The 18,930-nt window shown below is 35.0% G+C and carries 15 protein-coding genes and 3 pseudogenes; 6 read left to right on the top strand and 12 right to left on the bottom strand.

Going from position 1 to position 18,930, the window contains the following annotated elements; translation table 11 throughout:
- Positions 1 to 207: 207 nt before the first annotated feature.
- Together PSA_RS19460 and PSA_RS24795 are read left to right on the top strand one after the other, a co-directional pair.
- On the top strand, positions 208 to 486 hold the full coding sequence (locus tag PSA_RS19460; protein WP_042152027.1) for a hypothetical protein: 279 nt from the start codon (positions 208 to 210) through the stop codon (positions 484 to 486).
- 170 nt (positions 487 to 656) lie between these two features.
- Positions 657 to 1,352 (top strand): annotated as a pseudogene (locus PSA_RS24795) (hypothetical protein).
- Between the two features lie 188 nt (positions 1,353 to 1,540).
- Here the strand turns inward: PSA_RS24795 and PSA_RS19450 are convergent.
- Both PSA_RS19450 and PSA_RS19445 read right to left on the bottom strand, forming a co-directional pair.
- Positions 1,541 to 4,348, bottom strand: coding sequence for a bifunctional aconitate hydratase 2/2-methylisocitrate dehydratase (locus tag PSA_RS19450; protein WP_042152017.1), 2,808 nt, complete (start codon positions 4,346 to 4,348; stop codon positions 1,541 to 1,543).
- 183 nt (positions 4,349 to 4,531) lie between these two features.
- Positions 4,532 to 5,224, bottom strand: coding sequence for a winged helix-turn-helix domain-containing protein (locus PSA_RS19445; protein WP_127924238.1), 693 nt, complete (start codon positions 5,222 to 5,224; stop codon positions 4,532 to 4,534).
- A gap of 81 nt (positions 5,225 to 5,305) precedes the next feature.
- On the opposite strand from PSA_RS19445, the gene PSA_RS19440 reads away from it, so the two are divergent.
- Genes PSA_RS19440 through PSA_RS19430 form a run of 3 tightly spaced genes read left to right on the top strand, consistent with a single transcriptional unit; the run spans position 5,306 to position 6,612 of the window.
- Positions 5,306 to 5,659 carry an NIPSNAP family protein gene (locus PSA_RS19440; protein WP_042152010.1) on the top strand — a complete coding sequence of 118 codons (354 nt, stop codon included), beginning with the start codon at positions 5,306 to 5,308 and terminating at the stop codon, positions 5,657 to 5,659.
- The gene (locus PSA_RS19435) at positions 5,656 to 5,997 is read left to right on the top strand and encodes an antibiotic biosynthesis monooxygenase (RefSeq protein WP_042152008.1); all 342 of its coding nucleotides are present in this window, start codon (positions 5,656 to 5,658) and stop codon (positions 5,995 to 5,997) included. Before PSA_RS19440 ends, PSA_RS19435 begins: the two co-directional genes overlap by 4 nt.
- The gene (locus PSA_RS19430; RefSeq protein WP_042152006.1) at positions 5,998 to 6,612 is read left to right on the top strand and encodes a DUF6058 family natural product biosynthesis protein; all 615 of its coding nucleotides are present in this window, start codon (positions 5,998 to 6,000) and stop codon (positions 6,610 to 6,612) included. It abuts the gene before it with no gap.
- A 303-nt stretch (positions 6,613 to 6,915) separates the two neighbouring features.
- Here PSA_RS19430 and PSA_RS19425 read toward each other — a convergent pair whose 3' ends face one another.
- Positions 6,916 to 7,347 carry a TraR/DksA C4-type zinc finger protein gene (locus PSA_RS19425; protein ID WP_042152003.1) on the bottom strand — a complete coding sequence of 144 codons (432 nt, stop codon included), beginning with the start codon at positions 7,345 to 7,347 and terminating at the stop codon, positions 6,916 to 6,918.
- A 149-nt stretch (positions 7,348 to 7,496) separates the two neighbouring features.
- On the opposite strand from PSA_RS19425, the gene PSA_RS27320 reads away from it, so the two are divergent.
- Complete coding sequence (locus tag PSA_RS27320) at positions 7,497 to 8,006, top strand: transposase (RefSeq protein WP_371257865.1); 510 nt, start codon at positions 7,497 to 7,499, stop codon at positions 8,004 to 8,006.
- 205 nt (positions 8,007 to 8,211) lie between these two features.
- Here PSA_RS27320 and PSA_RS19415 read toward each other — a convergent pair whose 3' ends face one another.
- The 9 genes and pseudogenes from PSA_RS19415 to PSA_RS19375 form a co-directional block, all read right to left on the bottom strand.
- Positions 8,212 to 9,216, bottom strand: a complete 1,005-nt coding sequence (locus PSA_RS19415; RefSeq protein WP_059365013.1) for a transposase — start codon at positions 9,214 to 9,216, stop codon at positions 8,212 to 8,214.
- An 830-nt stretch (positions 9,217 to 10,046) separates the two neighbouring features.
- A pseudogene (tatC, locus tag PSA_RS19410) lies at positions 10,047 to 10,809 on the bottom strand (twin-arginine translocase subunit TatC).
- Positions 10,799 to 11,116, bottom strand: a complete 318-nt coding sequence (tatB, locus tag PSA_RS19405) for a Sec-independent protein translocase protein TatB (RefSeq protein ID WP_042151997.1) — start codon at positions 11,114 to 11,116, stop codon at positions 10,799 to 10,801. Before tatB ends, tatC begins: the two are co-directional and overlap by 11 nt.
- A gap of 2 nt (positions 11,117 to 11,118) precedes the next feature.
- Positions 11,119 to 11,313, bottom strand: a complete 195-nt coding sequence (locus PSA_RS19400; RefSeq protein ID WP_042151995.1) for a twin-arginine translocase TatA/TatE family subunit — start codon at positions 11,311 to 11,313, stop codon at positions 11,119 to 11,121.
- Positions 11,314 to 11,560: 247 nt separating this feature from the next.
- Positions 11,561 to 14,002: a hypothetical protein gene (locus PSA_RS19395; RefSeq protein ID WP_042151993.1), complete on the bottom strand. Its 2,442-nt coding sequence runs from the start codon at positions 14,000 to 14,002 to the stop codon at positions 11,561 to 11,563.
- Positions 14,003 to 14,641: 639 nt separating this feature from the next.
- Positions 14,642 to 15,238 (bottom strand): annotated as a pseudogene (locus PSA_RS19390) (transposase); the annotation flags it as partial.
- A 164-nt stretch (positions 15,239 to 15,402) separates the two neighbouring features.
- Entirely contained in the window at positions 15,403 to 15,792 is a 390-nt protein-coding gene (locus PSA_RS19385) for a hypothetical protein (protein ID WP_042145731.1), read from the bottom strand.
- A 139-nt stretch (positions 15,793 to 15,931) separates the two neighbouring features.
- The gene (locus PSA_RS19380; RefSeq protein WP_042145729.1) at positions 15,932 to 16,240 is read right to left on the bottom strand and encodes a hypothetical protein; all 309 of its coding nucleotides are present in this window, start codon (positions 16,238 to 16,240) and stop codon (positions 15,932 to 15,934) included.
- A 470-nt stretch (positions 16,241 to 16,710) separates the two neighbouring features.
- Positions 16,711 to 18,891, bottom strand: a complete 2,181-nt coding sequence (locus PSA_RS19375; protein ID WP_042145726.1) for a malate synthase G — start codon at positions 18,889 to 18,891, stop codon at positions 16,711 to 16,713.
- Positions 18,892 to 18,930: the final 39 nt, after the last annotated feature.

Raw genomic sequence — 18,930 nt, 5'->3', positions numbered from 1 at the left:
GCTTTTGAAGATCATCAATCACAATTTAAGTAATAATTACAGCTAGACCCATTAACTAAAATAGCTAATACAGAACAGCTTAGTAATATATTTTCCCACCGTCTGCTAACATATAAAACACTCAAATTTTAGGTATTGAAGCCAAAGATAATTTTTTAATTTCATTTGTCACAGAAACAAGAAAACAATTAGTAAAGGATCTATATTTTGGGCGACATTGTGATGATGAATTTGTGTTATTATCTAATAATATTCAGTCTAAAATACGCAAAAAAGCAACTTGGCTCTGATATCGATATTTCATATAAAATAACAACAGCGAAGGTGCCTGATTTTGGTTCAAATTATCAAGATATTTATAAAGCCAGTAAATTGATACAACTGCAAAATTGTAATATTAACTCACATGTTACTTCTGATTGTTTAAGTCTAATTGAAGATAAGTTTTCTCTAGAAAAAGCACTTAAGAAAGCCATAGAGAAATAGATATTTATTTTCAAGCTAAATTCGATTCAAATAATACACATATAGTTTACGGCGCTTAAGCATTAGCGAGATGGCAATACAATGGCAATACAATGGTAATACCAATCAGATTAAATTTATGATCTAATAGGTGGATGAAATATATTTCCCAAAAACAACTTCAAGAGAAGATGAAATCAATAGACTTTAAATCTCTTATCGCCAAAGAAACTAAGGTAAAATACGTATTCGCTTGTTAGCTCTCTCACACATCAAAGATGGTGCAGACCGAACACAAGCCGCTATATATTTAAAGCTCAGTCGTAAAGCTGTAAATGATTGGGCTAAAAAATTCTATGCAAACGGACTTGATGGACTAAAAGAACAACCCTGAACAGGGCGGCCTTGCTATTTGACCACAGAGCAACTTACAAAATTCAAAGAATATGTAATACAAAATAGCATCAAGCCAAATGGTGGTCGCCTTATAGGTAAATCACTTGTCTATTATATTCAAGACGATTTTAAAAAATTCAAAACTGAAATGCTCCTTGAGGATCATGATAGATCCAACATAGATATTTGGGTTCAAGACGAAGCAAGGTTTGGCCAACAGAATACAACGACAAGATTATGGGCTGAAAAAGGCTCGCGGCCCAGAGCTGTGAAACAGCAACAATTTCAATATGCTTATCTTTTTGGTGCTATTTGTCCTGCGACTGGAGCAACAGAGGCAATAGTAATGCCAAAATGAACTAGCCAATAAATGCTTTGATGATTATGAGGATATTGTTAATTCATGTAGCGATGCTTGGAATCGCTTCGTTAGTGATTTAGAACGAGTAAAATCAATGTGTATGAGAGACTGGATTAATTTGGGTGTTTAAATAATCTGATTGGTATTATAAAATTGTAGTAATGCAATTCAAGCTTGGGTACTCGAGGTTGTTAATAATCAATTAATGATTGCAAAGCCATACAAAGCAGTAAATTTGTATGGCAAAATAAAGAGGGTTACTTAAATAAGTAACCCTCTTTATATTTTAGTTAACTATAAAAGTTAATCTAATCAACTCTATACCATTTTAACTGGTACAGCTTCACCAGAAAACTTAGTAGTCATCTCTTCTGTAGGAGGAGTGAACTTAGTTAGGTCAATGCCTTCTACTGCGCTCTTGTACTCAGCCATTGTAGGGAAACGACCTAGTACAGTTGAAAGTACTACTAATGGTGTAGAACCAAGTAGTGATTCACCTTTTTTCTCAGCAGTATCAGCTACAACACGGCCTTGGAATAAACGTGTAGAAGTCGCGATTACTGTATCACCAGGTTCTGCTTTTTCTTGGTTACCCATACATAAGTTACAGCCTGGACGTTCTAGGTATAAGATGTTTTCGTACTTAGTACGTGCAGCACCTTTAGGTTGTGCATCATCAAATTCGAAACCTGCGTACTTTTTAAGAATTTCCCAATCGCCTTCAGCTTTTAACTCGTCAACAATATTGTAAGTTGGCGCTGCAACAACTAGTGGTGCATTAAATGTAATGCTACCATTTTGTTTCTCAAGGTTACGTAACATTTGCGCTACGATTTGCATATCGCCTTTATGTACCATACAAGAACCAACAAAACCTAAATCAACAGGTTTATCAGCGTAGTATGATACTGGACGAATAACATCATGGGTATAACGCTTAGATACGTCTTCATTGTTTACATCTGGATCGGCAATCATTGGTTCTTCGATTGTATCTAAATCAACCACAACTTCAGCGTAGTATTTAGCAGCATCATCTGGTGCTAGTGCAGGGTTAGTACCTGACTTGATTTCTTCGATACGTTTATCAGCTAAAGCGATTAAACCTTTAAGTGTACCCGCTTCATTTTCCATACCCTTGTTGATCATGATTTGGATACGGCTTTGTGCTAGTTCAATAGACTTGATCAGTGTTTCGTCATTTGAAATACAGATTGACGCTTTTGCTTTCATTTCTGCAGACCAATCAGTAAATGTAAACGCTTGGTCAGCCATTAATGTACCTATATGTACTTCGATGATACGACCTTGGAAAACGTTTTCACCCCCAAACTGCTTAAGCATTTGCGCTTGAGTAGAATGAACAACATCACGGAAATCCATGTGGCCTTTCATGTTACCTTTAAAAGTCACTTTTACTGACTCTGGGATAGGCATTGCAGATTCACCAGTCGCAAGTGCGATTGCAACAGTACCTGAATCGGCACCAAACGCAACACCTTTAGACATACGTGTATGTGAATCACCACCAATGATAATAGCGCGGTCGTCAACTGTAATATCATTCAATACTTTATGAATAACATCAGTCATTGCATGATATTCACCTTTAGGATCACGTGCAGTGATAAGACCAAATTTATTCATGAATGACATTAGTTTTGGAATGTTCGCTTTTGCTTTGCTATCCCATACTGACGCAGTGTGACAACCAGATTGGTATGCACCATCTACGATTGGAGAAATAGTAGAAGCAGCCATCGCCTCTAATTCCTGACATGTCATAGGACCAGTTGTATCTTGTGAACCTACGATATTTACTTTAACACGAACGTTAGAACCAGCATGTAATGGTGTTTCTGAAGCAACACCTACTGCGTTACGGTTAAAGATTTTTTCTACAGCAGTTAAACCTTGACCTTCATGAGAGATCTCTTTAGATGCTGCGTAAACAACTGGTGCTGTAACACCTAAAGTTTCTGCTGCAAATGTTTGTAGCTTCTTACCAAATGTAACCGCGTAAGAACCACCCGCTTTCATGAATTCAACTTTTTGTGGTGTGAATGCAGAAGATACGTCAACTAGCTCTTTATCACCGTTATATAATTTTTGTGCTTTAGTATCGATAGTTAATACTGTACCAGTTGCTACTGAGTAAGCTTCTTCTAAAACAACATCGCCATTATCATCAACAACCGCATTACCGCTAGCATCTACTTTCTTAACCCAGTTTTTAAGATCAAGACCAATACCACCAGTTACATCAACAGTAGTAAGGAAGATTGGAGCGATACCGTTTGTACCAGCAACTACTGGTGCAATGTTGATGAAAGGTACGTATGGACTTGCTTGTTGGCCTGCCCAAAGTGCAACATTGTTAACACCCGACATACGTGAAGAACCAACACCCATAGTGCCTTTTTCTGCAATAAGCATCACTTTAGCAGTAGGATGCTTAGCTTGTAATTCTTGTATTTCTACTTGCGCTTCAGGTGTGATCATACATTTACCATGCAATTCACGGTCAGCACGAGAGTGAGCTTGATGTCCTGGAGAAAGTAAATCTGTAGAGATATCACCTTCACCAGCAATATAAGTCACTAATTCAATTTTTTCTGCGATGTCAGGAAGTTTAGTGAAAAACTCAGCATTCGCGTAGCTTTCTAGAATATCTTTAGCTACAGCATTGCCCGCTTTAAAAGCAGCTTCAATACGAGCTGTATCAGCGTCGTATAAGAATACTTGTGTTTTTAATACTGCCGCAGCTTGAGTAGCTAATGCCGCGTCATCACCTAATGCAAGATCTAGCAATACTTCAATAGAAGGGCCGCCTTTCATGTGTGATAGTAATTCAAAAGCAAAAGTTGGTGTAATTTCTTCAACTACAGACTCACCTAAAACGATTTGTTTTAAGAATTTTGCTTTTTCGCCAGCAGCACTTGTAGTACCAGGAAGCGTGTTATAAATGAAGAAATTAAGTGAGTCAGCACGGTACTCATTTTCTTTATCTTTAATTTGTTCGATAATTTCAGCTATTAAATCAGCGCTATCAATTGGCTTAGGCGCTAAACCTAGATCATTTTTACGGGTTTCAATTTCAGCTACATACTCTAAATACAGGCTCATTCGATACTCTCTCAGATAATAATAAGATACTAATAACTCAGTCATTAGCTGCTACTAACTTTACCCCTAGTTTACCTGATTTTTGTCTACTACGAATCAATTGATTTGCCAAATACTATTCATAACACTAATAGTGACTATAAACTGTAAGCATATTGATTAAATCCTATGCTTACAGGGGCTTCAACTCAGGTTGTAATGATATTTAATTCGATTTAGCGCTGCATTAGAAACATTAATTACACGAGAATCTAATGCGCGTTCAAGCCAACCTTTGTCAAACATATCATTTAACATCCACTGGCCTAGTATTCCCGCTAAATGGTTACGGCGCTCGCTCCAATCTAAACAAGATTTACAAATAGGGCGCTTTGATTTTTTTATTTGGCTCAAATCAAAGCCAATTGATGAGAAAAATTCTTTACCTAAATCAGTTAACAAAGTTTCACTGCCATTATCGATAATAAAAGCTTGTTGTTTTAAAGCGTCATAAATTTCAACACCTAATTCACCTGCTAAATGGTCATAACAAATGCGCGCTTGTTTTAACCTAATATCATTTGGTCCTGTTGATACTTGTTCTGGTGCTAAGTTAACTGAAATATTTAATAAATTTTCTAACAATTGCGCTATTGATGCATTCATTAATTGAAAATATTTGTGCCGCCCTTGTTTACGTACATGAAGTAATTGACCGTCAACTAGCTTAGCTAAATGTGTACTGGCCGTTTGTGACGTGATATCAGCTTCAAGTGCTAACTCAGTTGCAGTAAGCGCTTTACCACCTAATAACGCTGTAAGCATTTTAGCGCGTGCATTATCACCAATTAAATTAGCTACCACAGCAATATTAGGCTCTGATGTTGTGTTATTCATTTTATTCCATAGTTCGGTGTGCATCGAAGCATAGCTTTACCATGCCATTAAACTGGCCTAAAACTATAACAGAGAATTAAAATGCAAAGCATAAATAAAAAGATCACATGTTTTATCCAATACAAAATCAATCCCTTTAAAATAAATGAATTTGAACAATATGCTAAAAATTGGGGGAAAATCATTCCACAATGTGGCGGCGATTTATTAGGTTACTTTTTACCACATGAAGGTACGAACGATATTGCGTATGGCTTAATAAGTTTTAATAGTTTAGCTGATTATGAAAGTTATCGAGCCAGGCTGAAAAACGATAAACAAGGGTTTGCTAACTTTTCTTTAGCCCAAGAACAGCAATTTATCATTGAAGAAAACCGCAGTTTTTTAAAAATTGTGCCGCAAACTTATAAACAAGCAGCTAAGGATATAAAATGATAGCCGTAATATTTGAAGTTGAACCAAAATCAGAACAAAGCCAAAACTACTTTGATCAAGCAAAAACGTTAAAGGCATATTTACAAAATGTACCTGAATTTATTTCAATAGAAAGATTTAAAAGCCTAACCAATAATTCAAAATATTTATCTTTATCATTTTTTGAAAATGAAGCTGCTGTAAAACAGTGGCGAAATCAATTTATGCATCAAAAAGCACAAAATAAAGGCAAAGATCAGATATTTGATCATTACCGTATACGTGTTGCATCAGTTATTAGAGATTATGGTATGCAAGATAGAACGCAAGCACCTAATGATAATAACGGAGTGCAATAAATGGATTTATTAAGTTATTTAAATCAGCATTTTTATACTAAAATCCAATTATTAGAGAAATCTAAAATAAGCGCAGTAGATTTCAAGCAATACCAGGAAAAAACCATGATGCCTGCTGCCTCATATTTACTGAATATAAAATGCGACTCTTTTTTTGGAGAACATACTCAAGCCTCTGAGTTTTTTCCAAAAGCCTACGTATCTTGGTTAACGGATTTAATAACAATGCCTGATACGCAAACAGCATTTGAAGTTTTCAGCTATCGTTATAAAGCGCAGTTACAAAATCTAAATGATTTTGGTCTTTTTTCAGTAGAGGACAAATTTAATAAGAGCTTAAAAGTTCATATAAAACAAGAATGGCAGCACTTCTTAAAAGGCACTTATGGCGTATGTACACAATCCGGCTTAGTGGAAGATATCGCAACCAAAGAGTTCACTACATCTATCATTAATGAATTGATTTTAAATAAAGAATTATCAGATAAAAAGCTAAAACGACTTAAAATTTCGATTGGTTTATTAGACTCAGCTACCGCTTTGTTTGCTCCGCACGAAAAGCAAAATAGCTCAAGGGTCAATTTAATTGAATCTGTTAAACAAACCTATTTTTAACTACAACAATGAATTTACTATTTAAAATAATTAACCCTGAGCCTATTTTAAGCGAAAAGCAGCCCTTTGAATAAAGCTACTTTATGACTGCTTTCCCAACAAACTGGTTATTAAGTTATTTATTTTAAATAATGTATGAGGTTTAATTTTTCATCAAAAGCAATTAAAAGGGGCTAATAATAGTTTGCTACAACATGAAGTGCCGAAAGTTTAAAATTAACTATTGGTGCCATAGTTTTTTGTATGGTAAAACTTATAACCTATCAAACTCTTTAATTATGTTGAATTACACTTTTTAGCGAGCTACTTTTGATACATATGTTCTTTATTTTCCATCATAGTTTTAACATCAGCACAAAAGTCGGCTGTAGGTCTTGCCAATAAGCGCCTAACGCCTATCGGTTCGCCTGATTCAAGGCAATATCCATAAGTCTCAATGCGAATACGTTCTAGTGCTTGCTGAATTTTTGGCAACAAACGTTGTTCGCGCTCAACTATGCGAATTAACATGCCACACTGTTCTTCCCATGTAGCTTTATCGCTTAGATCTGTAATATCTGGCGGACTTAGCATTTGCTCTTTTGCTTCACGAATATGCTCACGAGTTATATCGTGTAATTCTATTAACTTTTTTTTGAAAAACGCTAATTGCTCTTCATTCATATACTCTTCTTCGGGCGCATCAATAATACGTTGCTCTAACTGCTCTTTAGGCCCTATTTTCTTAGATTCCATAACACTCACCATGACTTAAAAAATAAATGATATGTTATATTATAACAATTACTTTCAATATCAAGAAATACTATTTAAGAAAAGTACTGAGCGGGTATTTAAAACCGCTATTTAATAAAAAACTCGCTCGGTGTGATTTTATCGCCTTTATGGCGCAACAACCCCCTACCCAAGTGGTTATGGAAGCCTGTTATTCATCGCATTACTGGGGTCGTGAATTAACTAAATTAGGCCATACCGTATGTCTTATTCCTGCTCAACATGTAACGCCTTTTGTTAGGGGGAATAAAAATAACCACAATGATGCTTTAGCTATTGTTGAAACAAGTCAAAGGCCTAATATTCGATTTGTTCCAATAAAAAGTGAAGCCCAACAAGAAGTCATGGCCCTACATCGTATTCGTGAACGGTTAATTAAAAACAAAACAGCATTGACAAATCAAGCACATGGTTTATTGAGTGATTTTGGCATTATTTTCAACCAAGGTGAGCGTTGCTTTACGGTAATGGCTCGTATCGTCGCCACAAGCTCAGAAATAAGCGAAAACATAAAGTCACTGGTCGCCTCACAACATGAAGCACACCAAAATCCACACCAAAATCAGACAGGCATAACTAACTCACTGATTCTTGAGACAAACAAAATCAGACAGGCATAACTAATTCACTGATCTTTTTGACCATACTTTGTAATTAAAAACATTATCAGATCACGATATATAAATTTAATCGACCTAAGATTTGAATCTAAGAAGTTTGATTTTATGAAATACGACAAAAATGAATCAGATTTTATAAATTACGCGCACAATCAATTAAATTGCTAGATAGCAACAATTGTTAAACTTAAATAAAGTTGAGCAACTACGCGGAACCTTTATACCAACTATGATTGTGACTATGTGCACACTTCATTAAAGATGATTTTGAACCTGCGAAGTTAGCATAATGCCGCCTGAAGTGTTGAATGGTATTGAGCCATGAATCAACTTCAATATTTAAAACAGCTAAAATTTTTGGAGTCGTTTTTAAAACCGAACCTCGTTTATTTGGCACGATTAACCGACTACTAAAATCAGCTAACTCTAGATAATCAAAAAGCGTAAAAGGAATGGTATTTTTATCCATTGAGCAGCCAAATTCTAATAGTAATTTTGGTTGCTGTAAGACTGTAAATTCAGGTTTCTTATTAGATTTACTATTTTTAGATTTGTCTTGTTTTTTAAAAGATTGGTATTGCTTGATTCGTTCTTGAATTGAGGTGAAATCACTGCCTATAAGTGAGCCAACCATTTTTGCTCTAATAGGATTTAAATCAACATACATCATGCAACTTAAAATTGCTGATTCATCTAGCAAAGCCTGTGATTTGAAACGTCCTTCCCAAAATTTACCCGTGCAATCATCTTCTTTATTCGCTTTACGCGCTATGAACTCATTTAAGCTGCGCATAAACCAACTAATGTCATATAGCCTTATGCGCCATTCATTAACTATTTCATTAATTCTAAACATGTATGCGGCATTGAGTTTTTCACCCGACCTATAACGGTCGACCAAAATACAACCATGATATAACTGATACCAACGTTCAATAACTTCATCATTCGTTAAATTTAAAGCTTCATCACGATTTACTTTTAAAACAAGGTGATAATGATTAGACATAATCGCATAAGCTGCGATATCAATTGAAAAAACAGTTGAAAGGTATTTAATTCTATCTACTAACCAAGTTCTACGATGGTCAAAGTTGTTACCTGAATATTTATCATCGCCACATAAGTAACTTCTTCGGATACAGCGATTTATACAATGATAATACGGGGTTGCATCTAAATCGATTAACGACTCTCTCGCCCTAGCCATAATAACCACCAATAACATTTCATCAGTGGTTAAAGTTTAGTCTAAAAAATGAGTTTTAGACTAGTTTTCAATAAGAAAAGTATGGCTGTCTTATTTATCCTTTATGTCTTAGATACAGCGATTTATACAATGATAATACGGGGTCAATAAGAAAAGTATGGCTGTCTTATTTATCCTTTATGTCTTAGATACAGCGATTTATACAATGATAATACGGGGTTGCATCTAAATCGATTAACGACTCTCTCGCCCTAGCCATAATAACCACCAATAACATTTCATCAGTGGTTAAAGTTTAGTCTAAAAAATGAGTTTTAGACTAGTTTTCAATAAGAAAAGTATGGCTGTCTTATTTATCCTTTATGTCTTATTTATCCTTTATTTATCCTTTATTTATCCTTTATTTATCCTTTATTTATCCTTTCCGAGCACGATATCAATGTACCTTTAACTGTTTCCAGCTCAAAAGACGCTAAATACGTTGTTTATTCTCGTGTTGAAGGCGTTGAAATGGATATTATACTTCACAAAAAAAAAGCAGAACATTAACTCTGTTATATCCATAATAGAACAACTTTGCCCATTGATTCGAGGTGTAAATTAATTAGTTTGTCTACGGCAGTTGTGGGGGCGTATGAATCACAGATTTATCAAGCCACTTTTAAAATTCGTTGAGCGTTCACTGATTTTCAGTTTTTTTATTCCGCTTTTATTTGGTCGTAACGAACAAGTTTATTAACTATCATAGACAGGCTTTTAATGCTGAGTATTAACCTTTTGAGCAAAACTGTTAGCGGATAATAGCACCAATATAGATAAGGTGAATTTTTTCATTCAATTTCCCTATTCAGTTGCTGTTTATTTTTACTCTTAAATGATGCCAAAAGTAACCCTAACTCAAATAATGCTAGCATTGGAATAGCTAATAATGTCTGAGATAAAATATCTGGCGGTGTTAAAAACATAGCGATAACAAAAGCTGCCACAATTATATATGGACGCTTTTCTTTTAAGCTTTGTACACCTGTTGCACCACTCCAACACAGTAGCATAATTGCTACAGGAATTTCGAACGTTATGCCAAAAGCAAAAAATAATTTTAATACAAAACCTAAATAACTACTGACATCTGGGCTTAGCGTCATCATATCAGGGCCTACACTAGTGAAAAACCCGAGAATAATTGGTAATACGATGAAATAACAAAAAGCGATTCCCGAGTAAAAAAGTAAAATGCTTGAAATTAAAACCGGTATTAGCATACGTTTTTCATTTTTGTATAAACTAGGTGCAATAAAGCCCCAAATTTGATGTAGAATGAACGGGAAAGCCAAAAACAACGAAACAAATAATGTGAGTTTAAAAGGGGGCAAAAAATGGAGAAGTCACATCTGTTGCTATCATGCTAGTGCCTTGCGGCAAAGTTAAAATTAAAGGTGCAGCAACAAAGCTATATATATCATTGGCAAAATATACTAAGCCAATAAATATGACTAAAATTGACAAAATTGCGTGAACAAGTCTGTTTCTTAATTCAACTAGATAACTAATAAACCCTGACTGGCTTTGTGAAGCGTTTTTCTCATTTGTCATTTTTAGGTTCTTTTACATTTGTTTGTTTGTCACTATGGGTGATAGATTGGGCTGCTTGATTTAGTTCGCCTAGCGAACTTTGAAGATCCGGCGATAAATTTTTAATACTTTTTTCTTCAGCCTTTTTTAAATTATTATGAAACTCGTGGACTCTAAGCTCTTCATTTATTTCAGACTGGACAGATTGACCAAATTGTTTGGCTGTTTTGAGCCATCTACTTACTGTGCGTATTGCTACAGGTAAGCGCTCAGGGCCTAAAACGATTAGACCCACGAAAAAAACAATAACCAGTTCCCAAGCGCCCATAGTTAAGCCTTATCTTTTTCTTTCGTTTTTACATCAGAACTTGTAAGAATTTGTTTTTCATGATGATTAATTGATTCAGTTTTTTTATCTTCATCTGAAACTGCTTTTTTAAAGCCTATTATAGCACCACCTAAATCACCGCCAATATTTTTTAGCTTCTTAGTACCAAATAAAAGCAAAATAATGGCTAATATTATTAATAAATTCCAACACCGCTAATACCCATGAAATACTCCTCTTAAGATTTAAAACTTAATCTATTTAGACTGCTCTACGCAAAACTTGCTGTTTATACGTTAAAGTTTACGCCTAGCCACACTAAAACCAGTAATGATTATGTCACTTATTACTTTGAAACGATAACCCATATACATAACATCATTACTAGCTATGATATAAATCGAATCCATCATAAGATAGACTCGATTTAACAAAATAAATGTCTTAGCGACTACCGACTGCTGCAGCCTCTAATTGCTCAACAACACTATTAAAGTCATCACTTGGGTTTGCCCATGCAGGTTGCAACCATGCTCGCTGTACAAATTTCATCGTATCACCAACCGTTAGATAATCCATATATCTATCAGGATTCATCCTAATATCTGTTTGGCCACCACCATCATTTAATATATAGATTGTTGTTTCATTATTTTCCTCCGAAAATTCACTTTGTACAATAACTGCGGGTTGGTGCCTCTCATTAACAAAGTATAAAAACTCTCCTTCGGTTGCCAAATCACTGACATCTCCTGATACCACAACTGGGAGACAAGATATACCTCGATAGGAAGTAGTCACAGAAAGTCTGTTAGATATTGTTACCTGCTCCGAAATTCTCGCTTCTAGTCGCGTATATCCTCTAGGCTGAGTGATAATATCAGCCGATCTTGTACTTTGAGTAAAACTCCCTGAGCTATAATCTATCGAAGTATGGCCTGATTCATTATTAATACCTAATCTTAGCTGTTGATTATTACAATAAACATACCAATTAACAGGTCTCTCAGCGGTGACGCTCAATGTATGGTTATTAGTGTCGTAGTAAATATTACTGAAGCGAATGCTTTTTCCACCTGAAGCATAAAATTTTCCAGAGGTAAGACTGTTAGTAACTTCATTTTGCCTGTTTTCTAAATCCTGTTCATTAAAATCATCAGGCAATGCAGTAATAAGAAACCCTTTATCATTACGGTATTTAACCGCTGGGGCAGCATCAAGTGCAGTACTAAGTGAAGTTTCACTAGTTTGACCACCGTGTTTATGTAAAAAACTATCATCACCAGCAAATGCCCAAATTGGGTAGTCACGAGAGTCTGAACTGAGTTGATTGTCCCAAAATTCAAATCCATAAGGATTAGCACTTTTACTGCCCAAAGATTCAATATCTGCATCACAACGATCATCACCATAGCGGTTATAGACTTCAACACCTAACATTCTTTGTCCACGACTGGTTGCTTGATCTACATGGCCATTTACAACTATACCAGAGTAATAATCAGGGTGGCCCATTATAAAACCTACATCACGATCAGTATCAAGATAGATACGATGAACATCACCGTTTGTTATAGGTGCCCACCGTGCGCGGTGTGGATTATTTTCAGGCCAATTAGGCTCAATATCTCTCACCTGGTTTTCAAGTACTTTAAATGGGGTAAAGCCATCAGGTATATCATTTGAATCAATTTCAGGGGAGTTTCTATATCCAGGTATACGATGTTCTCCTGGGTAACATTCATGGCCAGTTAATCCAACAAATGCATGTCCTTGTTCATTTAATACGCTCATTAATTGACTATGATCTAATTTTCCACCATTACCTCCCGTATCTCTATTTGTTCCGGTATAATTTATTACATGGGTATGGCCTTCTCCTTTTAACCATTGAGCATTGGCTGCTACTGATGCATAAGGCGAATAGGAAGTCTCCAAAATTTCATCTCTTGATTCAAATATCCATTCTCCACCTCGCATAGCGCCTTGAATATAGTCCCATCTTCCAATTAAATTTGTGCCTTCAGTCGTATTAGCCAACGCCAATGACCCAAACCTACCTGTGTTATGTAACCAGAGGCCACCTAGTGTATGACCCAATTTAATCAGAATCACATCGCCATTATCATAAGTCCCAACATATCCCGGAAAGTTTCCTTGCCGCTGTAAGTCAATATCACCATAAGTTGAATTAAATAGTATTCTTTCTGGTGTTACTGTATCTGTCACATTAGTGTGTGGTACACCTGTGCGAACACCATTCCAGAAATTTCCGCCAGATAAGGTTGACGCTTCATCTTCACGCCCGTGGCGTACCCAACCGCCATCAAACTGTCTCTCACTGCCTATCACAAAAATGAATAATCCAGAGGTTTCATCATCGAATTCATTTAAACCATCCAATGTATCAGTTTCACTTCTATACCACATACCAGAAAAAACATTATTTTGAACAGAACCAATTATGCGATTATTATCATTTTCACCGTAAATGCCAACAAGTAAGCCAGTGTCCTCTGAGAATCGAGAAATGCGTAAAGTACCGTAAGTCGTTTGCCATTCTCCGATAAACAATTCTGTATTGGCAAAAACAGGGAATGAGGGAATTATTGCAGTAGATGCAAGGATAGCTGACGTAAATAAAGTTTTCTTTAGTGCAATACGCTTTTCAATTTTAAAATCAGGATTCCTCTTTAGCTCACTAACATGTTTATGAATTTGATGTGATAAGGAGTTTTCTTTTAATATGTAAAGAGATAAACCATCAACGAATATAGTGCCGTTATCAGGCTTAAAAATATGCTGTATTTTATTACATACTTGGTTTGCTTCATCTAACGTATGAAATGTAAAACTATAGTGACGAGTTGCTTCTTTATTGCTCATTGTAAGTTTACCTTTGTTAATTTAAAGTTGCTTCACTTCCCTCTGTCTCAATGTAGGCGTCATATAATAACTTCTAACGAATAGACTTCGAGAATTTCAAAAGTACACAAACATTTACGAACTCGCAAACATTTATTTACAGCAAATTAGCAACCTAGCAATAATTAAACGAGGTGCTATCACCCGTAAAATAAAGTTCAAGCAATTGTTTTAAAAATAAAAATAAAAAATTTAATCTTGAGGTTTTATCGCCATTGTTACGCTACTGAAAAATAGTTTTGTAAACTAGTAATAATTTAGTGCGTTTTATAGCCTAAGATAGAACAATAATTACAATTTCTTAGATTAAGTGACCAACTATACAAACAATTAACTTTAAAAATATAAATTAGTTTTATTATTATCTGATGGGACTGGTGCATGATTTAACAAAGTTGATTGCTTTTGAATGCGTCAGGCAACATTTAAAAGCAGATGCACCTTCATCTCTAGAGAATGTGAAATAAAAACAAACGCTACCTCAAAGCTCATTATATCTGTCGATACAAATCGCAATATCATAGTAACTACCCACAGTAATTATTGAATATTTGCAATTAAATTAATCACAAAAGATATTATTAGCAAGACTCAAATGACGTCTATAAGTGAGTCAACCATTTTTGCTCTAATAGGATTTAAATCAACATACATCATGCAACTTAAAATTGCTGATTCATCTAGCAAAGCCTGTGATTTGAAACGTCCTTCCCAAAATTTACCCGTGCAATTATCTTCTTTATTCGCTTTACGCGCTATAAACTCATTTAGGCTGCGCATAAACCAACTAATATCATATAGCCTTATGCGCCATTCATTAACTATTTCATTAATTCTAAACATGTATGCAGCATTGAGTTTTTCACCCGACCTATAACGGTCGACCAAAATACAACCATGATATAACTGATACCAACGCGCGATGACTTCATCATTTGATAGGTTTAAAGCGTCGTCTCTATTAACTTTTAAAACAAGATGATAGTGATTAGACATAATCGCATAAGCTGCAATATCAATTGAAAAAACAGTTGAAAGGTATTTAATTCTATCTACTAACCAAGTTCTACGATGGTCAAAGTTATTACCTGAATATTTATCATCGCCACATAAGTAACTTCTTCGGATACAGCGATTTATACAATGATAATACGGGGTTGCATCTAAATCGATTAACGACTCTCTCACCCTAGCCATAATAACCACCAATAACAATTCATCAGTGGGTAAAGTTTAGTCTAAAAGATGAGTTTTAATCTACTTTTCAATAAGAAAATATGGCTGTCTTTAATTTTTTTCTTTAATTTTTTTTTAATTTTTTTGTTTTTAATTTTTTTTGCTGTCTGTCTTTAATTTTATTCTTATATGCGTACTCCTTTGAAGTACTTTGTTTTAAAATAAAAAACCACACCTGAACATGCCCCTAAAAAGGAATAACTTAGCATTTCTTGAATTAAATAATTACGGCTAAAATCATACGATGTACTGAGAAATAAAAATAATAATGGTGTAAATAGTGCACCTACCATTAAGTAGATCACAACATTATTTTTTAATTTTTTAGAGACTACCCAACAAGCTATAAATGAAGTAATTAGTACTAAAGCTAATTTGGCAAAATATATAAAAACAGTCATACCTAGATAATCGTATCCAAGTGATTTCCCAATACTATTGAAAGACAGGAAAGCCATTGGAATTTGCCCAATAAGAATAAGTATTACAATATACTTTGGTTGATTAATATCCATCGTTAAATCCTTGTGATGAGTCATACCAACGCCCTCTTAAACGGGGAAAAATTAATGGCGCTTGTTTTTACAAAAGGCGACATGATTTTGAATCCGATTTCAAGCGCTTGTTAAATGGCATATTTACAATGCTTAAAAGTCAGTCTCCCGCGCATTGAACCTTAATTTTATTTCTATACGCAAAACTAAAAAAAGATGTAAGCCGTACTAAAGCCGGCTCTAACCATTTATGACTTTCAGATTTGACGACTTTATCTCTTACAAATAACAATTCATGCTCTAACTCATTTGATGCACTGGGTTCAAATGCTGGACTAGCATAAAACTGTTTCCAGATTTCTAATAATCTAGGAAGGTTATCGAACTCATCAGCCAAGTATTCAAAAAGTATCACTTCATGATAATCTATTTCATCCTTCCTTTCGCCTGCATATATATCGAACGCCATATCTCTCCTTGCCATATAACAACTTACTAGATCCCAAACAGGTGTATAGTATTCACACGAGTTGGTGTCTAGTAATTTTTAATTCATATTAGAATACGGGTTTTATTATTTAAAAAACAATCAAATAGAGTAATATAACCTTAATTATTTTGCGTGTAAAAATACAAATAGGTGTATAGTAGGTTACAAAATAACACTGAGTTTAATCATAAAATTAATATCGAACATAGCATTCTGACAATAGCTGATATTGAATATAAACTTGCTCACTTCATGGGCAGAATAGGCTCTTTACAGACGAAATAAACAAACGATAAATCCTAGATTAAAGGTTATCTGATTAAGTAAGTTTTACTACAAATATGTGCAGTGTAAACCCCCTGTACAATATCTGTTTTATTCAATAAAAAAGGCCATAACAATTATGTTATGGCCTAAAGTCGAAAGGGACTCGATATTGAGTCTATCGACTAATCATTTAAAGACTTTAGCTTTAAGCGCATTTTATGTAATACAGGTTCAGTATAACCACTAGGCTGCTTAGTACCTTCAATTACTAACTCCAGTGCTGCTTGCACTGCAATTGAGTTAGTAAAATTTTGCTCTGAGTCTGCCATATTAATATAATTTTCATCAGCTAAATTTTGTAAATCAACCACTTTAGCCATACGTTTCATGGTATCTATCACTTGCTGTTCATCACATACGCCATGATGTAACCAATTGGCGATATGCTGAGATGAAATTCGCAACGTTGCTCTGTCTTCCATTAATCCTACATGATTGATATCTGGCACTTTAGAGCAACCTACGCCTTGATCAATCCAACGTACAACGTAACCTAAAATACCTTGGGCATTATTATCTAGTTCACTTTGGATTTGTTGTGGTGTTAAGCTAGATGCTTCTTTCATTAAAGGCGGTGTTAAAATATCAGTTAATGATGCTTGCTCACGCTCAAATAATGGTTTTTGCACATCAAATACATTTAAAGTGTGATAATGCGTTGCATGTAAAGTAGCAGCAGTAGGAGAGGGTACCCAAGCTGTATTTGCACCAGACTCTAAATGGGCTATTTTTTGCGTCATCATGGCAGCCATTTCATCAGGCATAGCCCACATGCCTTTACCTATTTGTGCTCTTTGACTCAAACCTGTTGCTAAACCTATGTCTACATTATTATTTTCATACGCACTGATCCAAGGTTGAGATTTAATATGCGCTTTTGGCATCACAATACCCGCTTCCATAGAGGTATGTATCTCATCACCCGTTCTATCTAAAAACCCCGTATTAATAAATACCACACGCTCTTTAGCTTGATAAATACAGGCTTTTAAATTTACAGTTGTGCGTCGCTCTTCATCCATAATGCCCATTTTCATGGTGTTTTTTGGTAAATTAAGTGCAGATTCAACTTGCGAAAATAACTCACATGTAAATGCGACTTCTTCAGGACCATGCATTTTAGGTTTTACAATATTAATGCTTTGAGCAGATGAGTTTTTAAAAGGGCTATTACCTTGTAAATCATGCATAGCACATAAAGAAGTGATCATCGCATCCATGATGCCTTCAAAAACTTCTTCATTATTCTCATCTAAAATAGCAGGGTTAGTCATTAAGTGGCCAACATTACGCACAAACATCATGCTACGACCTTTTAAACTCAAAGGTTCACCATTCAAGTTAGTAAAATTTCGATCTGAATTTAAAGTTCGCTCCATTAATTGGCCTGACTTTTCAAAACTTTCACTCAAATTACCTTGCATTAAACCAAGCCAATTTTTGTAAACTAATGCTTTATCTTCACCGTCTACTGCAGCGACAGAGTCTTCACAATCCATTATGGTTGTTAAAGCAGATTCTAAAATAATATCTTTTATGCCCGCTTTATCAGAACGACCAATCTGGCTTTGCGGATCTATTTGCAACTCTATATGTAACCCGTTATTTTTAAAAAGAATACTTGTTGGATTTTGTGTTTTTCCTGAGTAACCAATTAGCTGTTTATTATCGGCCAGTGTCACTTGTAAATTGCCTTGTAAACTTACTATAAGCTGACCATCAACTATGGCATAGTTTTCACTATCATGATGCGAACCACTATTGAATGGCAATGCCTTATCTAAAAAGTCTTTTGCGTATTCAATCACTTTAAAACCACGCACTTCATTGTAACTTTTCGTTTTTTCAGCACCATCAGCCTGTGAAATAACATCTGTGCCATAGAGTGCGTCAAATAGTGATCCCCAACGTGCATTTGCCGCATTTAAAGCAAATCTAGCATTATTTACAGGCACAACGAGCTGAGGGCCAGCCAATTTAGCAATTTCGTTATCTACATTCTGAGTTTCTATACTAAAGTCTTTATTTTCAGTAACTAAATAACCAATTTCAGTTAGAAAATTTTGATATTTTTGCGCATCCCATAGCGGGTTTTCTTTATGATAAGCATCTATTTTCTTTTGCAGCTCATCTCTTTTAACCAATAAAGCTTTATTTTTAGGAGTTAGTATTTTAATGATCTGTGAAAATGAAGACCAAAAAGCATCTTGGCTTATACCTGTATCAGGCAAAGCGTGATTGTTAACAAAATCATATAAAATTTGATCTATTTGCAATCCAGAGTGAGAGATTCTACTTGTCATGTTATTTGCCTCAATGAAGGGTGTAATTCTTGTATGCCA

Source organism: Pseudoalteromonas sp. '520P1 No. 423' (assembly GCF_001269985.1).
Classification (GTDB): Bacteria; Pseudomonadota; Gammaproteobacteria; order Enterobacterales; family Alteromonadaceae; genus Pseudoalteromonas.
This window is presented reverse-complemented; position numbering and strand designations above follow the sequence as displayed.